Source organism: Zhongshania aliphaticivorans, assembly GCF_902705875.1.
In the GTDB taxonomy this organism is placed as follows: domain Bacteria; phylum Pseudomonadota; class Gammaproteobacteria; order Pseudomonadales; family Spongiibacteraceae; genus Spongiibacter; species Spongiibacter aliphaticivorans_A.
Genome location: NZ_CACSIK010000003.1, coordinates 43,051 through 55,886, shown reverse-complemented (window position 1 = coordinate 55,886; position 12,836 = coordinate 43,051). Strand labels below are relative to the sequence as shown.

Here is a 12,836-nt window from a genome sequence, read left to right as displayed (position 1 = left end):
TGCAATACGGTCACTGCTTAATTGATTGGATACTGTCTTGGCAACTTCAACCTTTTATTGGCACGACTATGAAACTTGGGGGGCAAACCCCGCCCGTGACCGGCCAGTGCAATTTGCCGGTGTAAGAACCGACGCTGATTTAAACATCATTGGTGAACCGTTAATGGTTTACAGCCGCCCAAGCCCTGATTATCTACCTCATCCTGAAGCTTGTTTAATTACCGGTATTACCCCGCAGCAAGCGCTGCAAGAAGGGGTGTCTGAGGCGGAATTTATCGCCACCGTACATGCAGAGCTGTCGCAGCCCGGAACCTGCGGCGTTGGGTACAATAGTATTCGTTTTGATGACGAGGTGACGCGTTACACCTTGTACCGCAATTTTTATGATCCTTATGCTCGAGAGTGGCAAAACGGTAATTCTCGCTGGGACTTAATTGATGTTGCCCGTTTATGTCGTGCCTTGCGACCAGAGGGTATTGAATGGCCAATCCGCGAAGACGGAACACCAAGCTTTAAGCTTGAAGAGTTAAGCGCGGCCAATGGCTTAAGCCATGAATCTGCGCATGATGCCTTGTCCGATGTTTACGCAACCATCGATTTAGCCAAGCTGCTAAAGCAGCGTCAGCCAAAATTATTTGATTACGCATTAAGCTTGCGCGATAAGCGAACTGTGGCAGCCATGTTAGATGTGGTGACTCAGGTTCCAGTGCTGCATGTTTCTGGACGATTGCCTGCCGCCAAGTTTTGCTCAGCGTTAATGATGCCGCTGGCCTTGCATCCGGAAAATAAGAACAGCGTCATTGTGTATGACTTGAGTGTTGATCCCTCGCCATTAATTGAGCTCTCCGCCGAGGATATTGCCGCGCGGGTCTTTTCTGCCGCCGCGGATTTACCCGAGGGGCTGGAACGCATTCCCTTAAAGGAAATTCATATAAATCGTGCACCAATTATTGCCACTGCCAAATTGCTTGATGACGTGGTCAGTGAGCGATTGCAAATTGATGTGGCCCAATGCCGTCGACACTGGGCGCAGCTGCATAAAGCGGCAGGTATTGTTGAAAAGCTGCAGCAGATTTTTGCCGCACGTGAGTTCGTTAAAAGCACCGACCCTGATGTAATGTTATATGGTGGTGGCTTTTTCAGCGGTGATGATAAAAAAGTCATGGACGAAGTTAGGCGAGCAACACCGGATATTCTCGCCATGCAAAATTATCATTTCACTGATGCGCGTCTGCCAGAATTGCTCTGGCGATATCGAGCCCGCAATTTCCCCATGAGCCTGTCGGATGTAGAACGCAAACAATGGCGAGACTTCTGCCGTCGTTGCTTGCGTGAGCCTGAGCAAGGTCAGCTCGGCTTTACTGAATTTCGACAGCGCTTGGTTGAGCTTGCCGGTGAGCGAAGTGCCAGTACTGATGTCATGATACTCAGTGAATTAAATGACTACGCCGATGCTTTGGAGCAAGAAGGTTTGTGAGTTCGGCGTGGTGGGTATACATGGTGCGCAGCCGCAGTGGTAAATTGTATACCGGTATTTCCACTGATCCTGAGCGCCGGTTCAGGGAACATGGTGGCGAGGGTGGGCGTGGCGCACGTTTTTTTCGTGGCGACCCACCTCAAGCAATTGTCTATCGCGAGCCAGTAGCAAACCGGTCGATCGCATCTCAGCGCGAGGCGGCGATAAAAAAAATGCGCCGTCCTGAAAAAGAGTCATTAATCGAGTAATCCTATTACTGTGCGCTACCACCCGAAAATGCGGTGAAACGTCGCTTTCCCGCAGTGGCGATAAAGGCGATAATACGCTGCTAAGCAGGGGAGATTTATGACAGACACGAGTTCAGAGCGCGAAAAAAGCACCAATGTCGGTGTGTTAAAGGCGATGATGACGTTTTTACGTCCTTACCGCTGGCAAATGATCGGTTCCAGTATCGCTCTAATCTGTACTGCGGGCATTACCCTTTCGATTGGCCAAGGTTTGCGGATGTTGGTTGATCAGGGATTTTCCAATAATGCATCGGTAGAAGCCTTAAATCAGGCCTTACTCCTATTCATGGTAATGATTCTCCTGTTGGCAGCCGGCACATTTGCGCGCTTTTACTTGGTGTCGTGGATAGGGGAGCGTGTGAGCGCAGATTTACGTAAAGCCGTATTTGCCCATGTTGTTCATCTTCACCCCGGATATTTTGAAACTAACTTAAGCGGTGAAATTCAATCCCGTATCACTACCGACACCACCTTGCTGCAAACGGTAATTGGCTCGTCAGTTTCAATCGCACTGCGCAACTTCCTAATGTTTGTTGGTGGACTTATTTTGCTCTTTATCACCAACCCTAAGCTGACGGGATTAGTGATGTTGAGTGTTCCACTGGTTGTGGTGCCCATTATTGTTTTTGGTCGTCGGGTACGTTCACTGTCGCGCACTAGCCAAGACCGCATTGCAGGTGTCGGTAGTTTTGTGGGCGAGGCGGTTAAAAACATCAAAATGGTGCAGGCGTTTAATCATCAGAAGCTGGATAAAGCGTCCTTTGACGGCCATGTCGAATCGGCCTTTGATATTGCTGTTGGCCGAATAAACCAACGCGCTTGGCTGTCTACTATTGTCATTACTCTGGTGTTGGGAGCCGTAACGGCCATGCTCTGGGTCGGTGGTATGGATGTGCTGGCTGGTAAGATTAGTGGCGGTGAGCTTACCGCCTTTATTTTTTATGCGGTGATGGTGGCTGCATCTGTGGGGGCAATTTCAGAGGTCTATGGTGACCTTCAGCGTGCAGCCGGTGCAACCGAGCGCTTATTAGAATTGCTTGCTGCAGACAACTTAGTGCCTACGCCGGAAGCTCCCCTACCGTTGCCGGCGTCTCCGCAGGGTAGTTTGCAGTTTGATAATGTTTGCTTTAGCTATCCGTCGCGACCTGAACAACTTGCGATTGATAAATTAAATTTGCAGATTGCTTCTGGCAGCAGTGTTGCATTAGTCGGCAGCTCCGGCGCGGGTAAGTCCACACTGGTGGATTTGATCTTGCGCTTTTACGATGTGCAGGCGGGCGTTATTCGCTTTGACGGCATCGATATACGTGATCTTAGTCTTGAAACACTTCGCAGTCAGATTGCGTTAGTTCCACAGCAGCCGGTGTTGTTTACCGGCACGGTGGCAGACAATATTCGTTACGGCAAACCTTCAGCGAGCATGGCAGAAATTGAAGCGGCGGCGCGCTCGGCCTATGCCCATGAGTTTATTGAACGTCTGTCTGACGGCTACGGCAGTTTCGTTGGCGAAGGGGGAATTCGTTTATCTGGCGGTCAGCGTCAGCGTATCGCGATTGCCCGAGCTATTTTAGCCGACCCGACTTTGTTGCTGCTGGACGAGGCGACCAGTGCCCTTGACGCCGAAAGTGAGTTTCAGGTTCAGCAAGCCTTGGAATTGTTAATGCACGGCCGCACTACCATCGTGATTGCCCACCGCTTGGCAACGGTTGTTGATGTAGATGTTATCGTGGTCTTGGAGCACGGCAAGTTGGTGGCAACGGGTAGTCATGCAGAATTGTTAAAGAGCTCTCCGCTATATGCGCGCTGGGCAAGCCTGCAATTTGATGAAGGCGCAAATACGTTAGATATACCGGCAACGGCATAATTATTTGGAGAGGTGGTAGTGAAGTTTTCCGGTAGTCATATTCTCTCTATAGGCCAATTTGGCCGTGATGATATTGAGCGAGTGTTTGAAGTAGCTGATCGCATGGTGCCCTATGCGCATCGGCAGCGAGTAACAAAAGTACTCGATGGCGCGATCCTCGGTAATATGTTTTTTGAGCCCTCCACCCGAACACGGGTTAGCTTTGGCTGCGCATTTAATTTACTGGGCGGTGATGTTCGCGAAACTACAGGGTTTGAAACCTCGGCCATTGCCAAGGGTGAGTCACTGTATGACACCGCACGGGTGTTAAGTGGGTATAGTGATGTGATTGTAATGCGGCATCCGGTGTCGGGTTCAGTCGCAGAATTTGCAGCAGCGAGCCGAGTGCCCGTGATGAACGGTGGCGACGGCGCCAATGAACACCCAAGCCAAGCGCTTTTAGATTTATATACCATTCGTAAAGAGTTACAGCATCAAGGCCGTAGCGATTTAGATGGACTACGCATTGCGATGATTGGCGATTTAAAATACGGTCGCACCGTGCATTCTTTATGCAAACTCTTGTGTTTGTACAATAAGGTGACGGTTGTACTGATCTCACCGACCGAGTTAAAAATGCCAGAAGCCATTGTCGAGCAGTTACGCCAAGCAGGTCATACGGTATTGGAATCTGATGTCATGGAGGGCAGTATTTCTAAAGTAGATATCGCCTATTCCACGCGGATACAAGAAGAGCGCTTTGCCAATCCTGCTGAGGCAGATTTATACCGAGGCCGCTATCGTCTAAACCAATCTATCTATACGCGATACTGCGAGCCCAATACGGTCATTATGCATCCTTTGCCGCGGGACTCTCGCACCGAGGCAAATGAATTGGATAATGATCTGAATGATAATCCCAATTTAGCAATATTTCGTCAGGCTGATAACGGTGTCTTGGTGCGTATGGCGCTGTTTGCTTTAACGCTGGGCGTGGCTGATCAAGTCGACAAGGTTTCTCGTGACGTGAACTGGTATACCGAAAGACGATTTTGATTATTTTGCCTCTCAATGTGGTGGATTAGTGAATGGCAAATTTTGAACGTAAAGATGTAGAAATTGACGAAGACCGCGCGGCATGGCGCGGTTTTTTTCAGGTGCGCGAACTGCGCCTGCGTCATCGTTTATTTGGTGGCGGCTGGGGGAACTGGCTCAGCCGTGAACTCTTTGTGCGTGGTCCCGCTGTGGGCTTGCTTCCCTACGATCCGGTTAATGACACTATTCTCAAAGTAGAACAGTTCCGAGTGGGCGCGCTTAGTCGCGCTAAAAGCCCGTGGTTGTTGGAATTGGTTGCCGGCATTATCGACACCGATGAAAGCCCTGCAGACGTGGCGCGACGAGAAGCAAAAGAAGAAGCCGGCCTAACTATTGGTAAAATGGAAAGCATCGCTGAATATTACTCATCACCGGGCGGCAGTGATGAATATTTTTACTTGTTTTGTGGTTGTGCAGACCTAAATGAAGCGGGGGGATATTTTGGTCTGGCTAATGAAGGTGAAGATATTCACGCCCAAGTGATTAGTTTTGATGACGCCATGACCATGCTCGATGCGGGACAAATTAATAACGCACACAGCTTGATTGCCATGCAGTGGCTTCTCCAGCACCGCGAAGAGCTGCGTCGGCGGTGGCTGGCATGAGCGAGCCGGCACCTGCGGTTAAGCCGGTAAAATCAAGAGGGCTATTACGCTCTAGTCTTATCGTCAGTGTAATGACGCTTCTGTCGCGGGTTTTAGGATTGATTCGCGACGTAGTAATTGCCATATTCTTGGGGGCAAGCAGCAACGCTGACAGTTTTTTTGTGGCCTTTAAGATCCCTAATTTTTTGCGAAGACTGTTTGCCGAGGGTGCTTTTTCTCAAGCCTTTGTCCCAGTTTTATCGGAATACAAAGAAAATGGGAGCCGGGAATCGGTTAAGTTACTTGTTGACCGAACCGCCGGCGCTTTGGGTGGCGTCTTGCTGCTGGTGACCTCTGTGGCGGTTGTAGCCGCACCAGTCGTGGCGACTTTATTTGCTCCTGGCTTTCGTGACGACCCCGCTAAATTTCAGCTCACCACCGACATGATTCGGATAACATTTCCGTATTTATTTTTAATTTCCATGACCGGCTTTGCCGGTGGCATCTTAAACACCTTTGGCCGTTTTGCGGTGCCTGCGTTTACCCCGGTTTTATTAAATATTTGTTTGATTAGCTCTGCTCTTTACCTGTCATCGTATTTTGCTGAGCCGGCAATGGCCTTGGCCTGGGGCGTTTTAATGGCGGGTTGTGTGCAGCTTGTCTTTCAATTGCCTTTCTTGCAGCAGATTCAGATGCTGCCACGACCACGATGGGATTGGTATAACGAAGGCGTGCAAAAAATTGTTACGCTGATGATTCCTGCCTTGTTTGGGGTTTCTGTCAGCCAAATCAATTTATTGCTCGACACCATATTGGCTTCGTTTCTACCCACCGGAAGTATTTCGTGGCTCTATTACTCAGACCGTTTGGTGGAATTGCCACTGGGCGTTTTTGCTATCGCCATCGCCACTGTCGTATTGCCGAATTTGTCTCGCCAGCGTGCGGGAGGCAATGAAAATGCTTTTGTATCCACCCTTGATTGGGGCTTGCGCACGGTATTGTTAATGGCGTTGCCGGCGGCTGTCGCCTTAATGCTGTTGGCCGAACCTATTTTAATTACCCTATTTCAATATGGGGAATTACAAATGCGCGACGTGGAAATGGCTGCGCTGAGTTTGCGTGCTTACACTTTGGGGCTCATCCCGTTCATGTTAATCAAAGTGTTGGCACCAGGGTTTTATGCTCGTCAAGACACCAAAACGCCGGTGCGCATCGGCATTATTGCCATGGTGGCTAATATGGTGATGAATATTGCGTTGGTTGTTCCACTACACCATTACTGGCAGGTTGGTCATGCCGGTTTGGCGCTGGCAACAGCGGGATCGGCATGGCTCAACGCCGGACTGCTGTATCGAGGTTTGCGTCGCGACGTAGGGTTCACTCCTTTGGCAGGCTGGTGGCGTTATAACCTGCAATTATTACTTGGCGTAGCGGCAATGGCAGGATGTTTAACACTTGGCTTGCAGTGGTTTAACGGCTGGCAGGCATGGGATGTATGGTCGCGTGCCCTGCATTTGCTCGCCCTATGCGGCCTAGGCGGTGGCTCCTATGTATTGGTGATGTTTATGTGTGGCCTGCGCTTGCGACACATAAAGGGCTCGGCGGCGTCTTAGTATAAGAAGTTGTTTTATTGCATCTCCTAACCATGACCGGTTCTTAGTGGTAAGAGTCACGCAGACTATCGTTTTAGTCGGGCCACCGCTGAGCTATAATCTCTCGCTTTGCTGGGCAAAAAGACGATTACAATGGAGTTAATCCGCGGTTTTCAACATTTCCGTTCCCGCCATAGTGGCTGTGTGGCTACGATTGGGGCGTTTGATGGTGTTCATTTGGGGCATCAGGCGGTATTGCGCCAATTAATTGCCAAGGGCCGAGAAATGGGGCTGCCATCGACGGTGGTGATTTTTGAGCCTTTGCCACGGGAGTTTTTTTCGCCTGATGAAGCGCCTGCGCGGTTAATGAGCTTCCGGGAAAAATTTATTGCGCTGCGTGATTTGGGAATAGACCGTGTCATGCGCATTCAGTTTACGCCGGCGTTTCGTGAAATGACGGCAAATGATTTTATTCACAAGCTGTTTGTTGAAGGCTTGGGGGCGAAATACATTGTGGTTGGTGACGATTTACGTTTTGGTCGCAACCGTAGTGGTGACTTTGATTTGCTCCGCAAGGTTGGGCAAGTGGCGGGTTTTGAGGTGGTTGATACCGCAACACTGGAAGTAACCCAAGAGCGTGTTAGTAGCACACGGATACGTGAAGTGTTGGGTGAGGCGGACTTTGCCCTTGCCGAACGTTTGCTAGGGCGGCCATATAGTATTTCTGGCCGAGTCATTGTTGGGCAGCAATTAGGTCGTACTATTGGCACGCCAACCGCAAATGTGGAGTTACATCGTTTGCGTTCACCCCTGTCTGGGGTATTCGCTGTTGAAGTTTACGGCGCTGATAATGTTATGCGGCCAGGTGTTGCAAATGTCGGTGTTAGACCAACGGTAGGTGATTTATCTAAGGCAATTTTAGAGGTTCATTTACTGGACTTTAAGCAGGATATTTACGGCCGAAAAATTAAGGTCGTATTCCGCAAAAAATTGCGGAATGAACATAAGTTTGACGGCTTAGACGCCCTGAAAGCACAAATTACACGAGATGTTGAGCAGGCACGGCGCTATTTTGATTTATAGCTTGAGCTTTTAATTCATAAATCTGATTTTGGAATAACAGAACACCAATATGAGCGAATATAAGCACACCTTAAACTTACCCGCGACTAGCTTTGCGATGAAAGCAAACTTGTCACAACGTGAACCCGGCATGCTGCAGCGCTGGTATAAAGAGGGTGTTTACGAGCAAATTCGCGAGGCCCGTGCTGGCCGTGAGAAATTTATTCTCCATGATGGCCCTCCGTATGCAAACGGAGATATTCATATTGGTCATGCGGTCAATAAAATCCTTAAGGACATGATTGTTAAATCAAAAACCTTAAGTGGTTTTGATGCGCCCTATGTTCCTGGTTGGGATTGCCACGGTTTACCGATAGAGCTAAATGTAGAAAAGAAGGTCGGCAAAGCCGGCCACAAAGTGGATGCCGCCACCTTTAGAGAAAAATGTCGCGAATATGCCTACAAGCAGGTTAATGGTCAGCGCGAAGATTTTAAGCGCCTGGGTGTTTTTGGTGATTGGGATAAACCCTACTTAACCATGGACTTTCACTTTGAGGCCAATATTATCCGCGCCTTGGGTAAAATTGTCGAAAATGGTCACATGCACAAGGGCTTTAAGCCCGTTCACTGGTGCATGGATTGCGGTTCTGCGCTGGCCGAGGCAGAAGTGGAATACCAAGATAAAACATCGCCGGCTATCGATGTTGCATTTGCTGTGGTTGACCGCGCCGAGGCTATTTCTCAGGGTGGCCTGCCGGCAGATATCGATGGCGAGTTAAACCTCGTGATATGGACGACCACGCCGTGGACATTACCTGCGAATATGGCGGTGTGTTTGCACCCCGAGCTCGAATACGTTTGGGTAAGTTTTAAAGCTGAAGATGGCAGCACCCAAGTAGTGCTATTGGCTGACGCGTTACATGAATCTACATTGGCGCGTTACGGTGTAGAAGACTTTGTTATTGTGGGTCGCTGTAAGGGCGCCGCGCTGGAATACCTTAAATTACAACATCCTCTTTATAGCCGTCAGGTGCCGGTAATTTTGGGTGATCACGTTACGACTGATGCAGGTACTGGGGCTGTTCACACGGCGCCAGCGCATGGTCAAGATGACTTTATCGTTGGTAAAAAATACGACTTAGAGGTCTATAACCCGGTTGCCGCTAACGGCACCTTTTTAGAGGGCACGGAGTTATTTGAACGGCAGCATGTCTTTAAGGCAAATGATAATGTGATTGCAGCGCTTTCTGAGCGTGGCCGTTTATTGCACTGCAAAAAGTTTGAACACAGCTACCCTCATTGCTGGCGGCATAAAACCCCAATTATTTTTAGAGCAACACCGCAGTGGTTTGTGAGTATGAAGCAAAATGGTTTGCTCGATGCTGCCATGGCTGCGGTTGATACCGTGAGCTGGACGCCTGGTTGGGGGCGAGCCCGTATTGAGTCAATGATGCAGGAGCGACCTGACTGGTGTATATCTCGTCAGCGTACATGGGGTGCGCCAATTGCCCTGTTTGCTCATAATGAAACTGCTGAATTACACCCGCGTACTCCAGAGTTGATCGAGCAAGTTGCCAAGCGTGTTGAGGCGGGCGGTATACAGGCATGGTTTGATTTAGACGCGTCGGAATTACTGGGTGACGAAGCTGCGCAGTACAGCAAAGTAAGCGATACCCTAGATGTATGGTTTGATTCTGGGGTAACGCATTTCGCCGTGTTGTCCCAGTTAGATAATCTACAATTCCCTGCTGACTTGTATTTGGAAGGTTCAGATCAGCATCGTGGCTGGTTCCAGTCGTCCATGCTAACGTCCATTGCTACCAAAGGGGTTGCACCTTACAAGGGTGTTTTAACCCACGGTTTTACTGTGGATGCGCAGGGTCGCAAAATGTCTAAGTCAGTGGGCAATGTGGTTGCGCCACAAAAGATCATGAATACCTTAGGGGCCGATATTCTGCGTTTATGGGTAGCGGCTACAGACTACCGTAATGAAATGACGGTATCTGATGAAATTTTTAAACGCACCGCTGATTCCTATCGTCGTATTCGCAATACTGCTCGCTTCTTACTTGCCAATATGGCGGGCTTTGTGCCAACTGAACATGCCGTCGAACCGGCAGATATGCTCGCGCTAGATCGTTGGATTGTGCATCGCGCTGCGGTCTTGCAAGACGAGATTACTGCAGCGTATGACGCGTATCAGTTCCACGTGGTATACCAGAAACTTCACAATTTCTGCGTGCTTGAGCTAGGTGGTTTTTACTTGGATATTATTAAAGACCGTCAGTACACGACCAAGGAAAATAGTCTGTCACGACGCTCTGCACAAACTGCGCTTTATCATATTGCAGAAGCTTTGACTCGCTGGGTGTCTCCCATTTTAAGTTTTACAGCCGATGAGCTGTGGGAGCATTTGCCGGGCGAGCATAGCGGCACCGTGTTTGCTGCTGAGTGGTATGAAGGGCTTAGTAAAATGCCTGCCGACAGTGATATGGGTGACGATTTTTGGGCCACAGTGCAAAGTGTCAAATCAGCAGTAAATAAAGTACTAGAAGGCGCGAAGAAAGACGGTTTTGTTGGTGGTAGTTTAGCGGCAGAAGTGACCTTATTTTGTGACGAAGCTCTGATGACTCGTTTGCAGGCGCTGGGTGATGAATTGCGATTTGTGTTGATCACCTCGGCTGCGCGTCTAGCGCCGCTTTCGACGGCTAATGAAGCAGTTGTCACCGATGTTGAAGGATTGCAGATTCGTGTTGCGGCAAGTGATGGTGCTAAGTGTGCTCGCTGCTGGCACCATCGCGAGGATGTTGGGCAGTCATTAGAGCATCCTGAATTGTGCTTCCGTTGCATAGATAACGTAGATGGCGATGGGGAAGTGCGTTTATATGCATGAGCCTGGTGTTGATAGTGAAGTGGCCGCACAGCGTCGCAGCCGAGTGTTTTGGTTGTTGGTGGCAGCAGTGGTCATTGTTTGTGATCAAATCACAAAATATTTTGCCAATACACTTTTGGATTATGCTAGCCCCGTAGAAGTGTTGCCGGTACTGAATATCACGCTGCATTATAATCCCGGTGCAGCGTTTAGTTTTTTGAGTGATGCTGGCGGCTGGCAGCGTTGGTTTTTTACCGTGATTGCTTTGCTTGTCAGTGGCTATATTTGTGTATGGCTGATGCGTTTGCAACGTCAGCAGTGGTTATTATCCTTAGCGTTATCATTGGTGCTAGGCGGGGCACTTGGTAATTTATGGGACAGGATATATTTTGGTCACGTGGTTGATTTTATCTCGGTTCATTGGGGAGCAAGTTATTTTCCCACTTTTAATATCGCCGACGCAGGGATCAGTGTTGGTGCTTGCCTGTTATTACTCGATATGGTGATAAACCCTGAATCGAAAAAACGGCCTAGTGCTGAGTGGAATGATAGAGACAATGACAAATATTAAAGTAGCACCAGACACTGAAATTAGCCTGCATTTTTCATTAAGTATTATTGATGGCGATGAAGTCGATAGCACCTTTGGAGGCAAGCCAGCCACGTTTACATTTGGTGATGGCAGTTTGCTTCCTAGCGTAGAATCAAAATTATTGGGTTTAACTGCCGGTGCAAAAGAGACTTTTACACTAGCCCCAGAAGATGGCTTTGGTCAGCGTAATCCCGCAAATATTCAGCGTTTTCCGCGTAGCCAATTCGGCGCGGATATGACTTTAGAAAAAGGTCTGGTTATTTCTTTTGCAGATGCAGCGCGAGCTGAATTGCCCGGTGTGGTAAGTGAAGTGGGCGATGATTATGTGATGGTAGATTTTAATCATCCCTTGGCCGGACGAGACCTCGCTTTTAAGGTTGAAATTTTAAATGTGAGTACGCAGGCCGACGCGACGTAACAGTGATTTCCAGTTTGGAAATCTTACTATGGTGATGTAATGACAAACTCTGGCGACAAAATGCAAATTAAAATGGCAAACCCTCGTGGTTTTTGCGCTGGAGTAGATCGTGCCATTGAAATAGTGAATCGCGCTCTTGATGTATTTGGGGCTCCGATTTATGTGCGCCATGAAGTTGTCCACAATAAATTTGTGGTTGAAAATTTACGGCAGCGTGGGGCGATGTTTGTTGATGAATTGGACGAAGTTCCCGACGATAAAATTGTCATTTTTAGCGCCCACGGGGTGTCTCAGGCGGTGCGTAAAGAAGCAGATCGCCGGGGACTAAAGGTGTTTGACGCCACCTGCCCGCTAGTAACCAAAGTACATATGGAAGTAGTGAATTTTAGTGGCACTGGGCGGGAATGTGTGCTGATTGGCCACAAGGGTCACCCCGAAGTTGAGGGCACTATGGGGCAGTACAACGCCTCCCAGGGTGGTGACATTTACCTTGTGGAAGATGTTGAGCAGGCAATGACCTTACAGGTCAAAGATCCTGATAATTTGTCTTATGTTACCCAAACGACTCTGTCGATGGATGATACGGCGGCAGTGATAAATGCCCTGCGGCAGCGGTTTCCAAATATCGAAGGGCCGCGCAAAGATGATATTTGCTACGCCACCCAAAACCGTCAAGATGCAGTAAAAACCTTGGCCCAACAAGTTGATTTGGTGCTAGTTGTTGGCTCGCCAAACAGCTCAAATTCCAATCGCTTAAGAGAGTTGGCTGAGCGAATCGGTTGTCGGGCATATTTGATTGATAGCGAAGAAGATATTCTTGCCGAGTGGCTTGAGGGCTCACCAAAAATTGGTATTACTGCTGGTGCGTCGGCACCAGAAGTGCTGGTTAGCGCGGTGATCGACAGGCTTTGCGAGCTCGGTGCCACCTCGCCGGTTGAACTTGATGGCCGACCTGAAAACATTACATTTTCCTTACCTAAAGAATTGCGTCTAGTCGATGTTTCCTAAGGTCGG

The 12,836-nt window shown here is 48.9% G+C and carries 11 protein-coding genes; all 11 read left to right on the top strand.

Going from position 1 to position 12,836, the window contains the following annotated elements:
• The first annotated feature begins 37 nt into the window (after positions 1 to 37).
• The 11 genes from sbcB to ispH all read left to right on the top strand — a co-directional run bounded on the left by sbcB (position 38) and on the right by ispH (position 12,830).
• The gene (gene sbcB, locus AELLOGFF_RS15365) at positions 38 to 1,477 is read left to right on the top strand and encodes an exodeoxyribonuclease I (RefSeq protein ID WP_159269812.1); all 1,440 of its coding nucleotides are present in this window, start codon (positions 38 to 40) and stop codon (positions 1,475 to 1,477) included.
• Positions 1,474 to 1,725, top strand: coding sequence for a GIY-YIG nuclease family protein (locus AELLOGFF_RS15360; protein WP_235036464.1), 252 nt, complete (start codon positions 1,474 to 1,476; stop codon positions 1,723 to 1,725). The genes sbcB and AELLOGFF_RS15360 overlap by 4 nt, the downstream gene beginning before the upstream one ends.
• 97 nt (positions 1,726 to 1,822) lie before the next feature.
• Positions 1,823 to 3,628, top strand: a complete 1,806-nt coding sequence (locus AELLOGFF_RS15355) for an ABC transporter transmembrane domain-containing protein (protein WP_159269811.1) — start codon at positions 1,823 to 1,825, stop codon at positions 3,626 to 3,628.
• A gap of 18 nt (positions 3,629 to 3,646) precedes the next feature.
• Entirely contained in the window at positions 3,647 to 4,663 is a 1,017-nt protein-coding gene (locus tag AELLOGFF_RS15350; RefSeq protein WP_159269810.1) for an aspartate carbamoyltransferase, read from the top strand.
• 32 nt (positions 4,664 to 4,695) lie between these two features.
• Positions 4,696 to 5,307 (top strand): NUDIX domain-containing protein, encoded by a 612-nt coding sequence (locus AELLOGFF_RS15345; RefSeq protein WP_159269809.1) that lies wholly within the window; start codon positions 4,696 to 4,698, stop codon positions 5,305 to 5,307.
• Complete coding sequence (murJ, locus tag AELLOGFF_RS15340; RefSeq protein ID WP_159269808.1) at positions 5,304 to 6,899, top strand: murein biosynthesis integral membrane protein MurJ; 1,596 nt, start codon at positions 5,304 to 5,306, stop codon at positions 6,897 to 6,899. The genes AELLOGFF_RS15345 and murJ overlap by 4 nt, the downstream gene beginning before the upstream one ends.
• A gap of 132 nt (positions 6,900 to 7,031) precedes the next feature.
• Entirely contained in the window at positions 7,032 to 7,961 is a 930-nt protein-coding gene (ribF, locus tag AELLOGFF_RS15335) for a bifunctional riboflavin kinase/FAD synthetase (protein ID WP_159269807.1), read from the top strand.
• 49 nt (positions 7,962 to 8,010) lie between these two features.
• Positions 8,011 to 10,833, top strand: a complete 2,823-nt coding sequence (gene ileS / locus AELLOGFF_RS15330) for an isoleucine--tRNA ligase (protein WP_159269806.1) — start codon at positions 8,011 to 8,013, stop codon at positions 10,831 to 10,833.
• Positions 10,826 to 11,383 carry a signal peptidase II gene (lspA, locus tag AELLOGFF_RS15325; RefSeq protein ID WP_159269805.1) on the top strand — a complete coding sequence of 186 codons (558 nt, stop codon included), beginning with the start codon at positions 10,826 to 10,828 and terminating at the stop codon, positions 11,381 to 11,383. The genes ileS and lspA overlap by 8 nt, the downstream gene beginning before the upstream one ends.
• Positions 11,370 to 11,822, top strand: coding sequence for an FKBP-type peptidyl-prolyl cis-trans isomerase (fkpB, locus tag AELLOGFF_RS15320; protein ID WP_159269804.1), 453 nt, complete (start codon positions 11,370 to 11,372; stop codon positions 11,820 to 11,822). The genes lspA and fkpB overlap by 14 nt, the downstream gene beginning before the upstream one ends.
• Positions 11,823 to 11,882: 60 nt before the next feature.
• Positions 11,883 to 12,830, top strand: coding sequence for a 4-hydroxy-3-methylbut-2-enyl diphosphate reductase (gene ispH / locus AELLOGFF_RS15315; protein WP_159270147.1), 948 nt, complete (start codon positions 11,883 to 11,885; stop codon positions 12,828 to 12,830).
• The last annotated feature ends 6 nt before the right edge of the window (positions 12,831 to 12,836 follow it).

Bases quoted from the DNA above. Each gene is read 5' to 3' on its own strand.
- AELLOGFF_RS15355 (WP_159269811.1), top strand. From the start codon at position 1,823: ATGACAGACACGAGTTCAGAGCGCGAAAAAAGCACCAATGTCGGTGTG.
- AELLOGFF_RS15345 (WP_159269809.1), top strand. From the start codon at position 4,696: ATGGCAAATTTTGAACGTAAAGATGTAGAAATTGACGAAGACCGCGCG.
- murJ (WP_159269808.1), top strand. From the start codon at position 5,304: ATGAGCGAGCCGGCACCTGCGGTTAAGCCGGTAAAATCAAGAGGGCTA.
- ribF (WP_159269807.1), top strand. From the start codon at position 7,032: ATGGAGTTAATCCGCGGTTTTCAACATTTCCGTTCCCGCCATAGTGGC.
- ileS (WP_159269806.1), top strand. From the start codon at position 8,011: ATGAGCGAATATAAGCACACCTTAAACTTACCCGCGACTAGCTTTGCG.
- lspA (WP_159269805.1), top strand. From the start codon at position 10,826: ATGCATGAGCCTGGTGTTGATAGTGAAGTGGCCGCACAGCGTCGCAGC.
- fkpB (WP_159269804.1), top strand. From the start codon at position 11,370: ATGACAAATATTAAAGTAGCACCAGACACTGAAATTAGCCTGCATTTT.
- ispH (WP_159270147.1), top strand. From the start codon at position 11,883: ATGCAAATTAAAATGGCAAACCCTCGTGGTTTTTGCGCTGGAGTAGAT.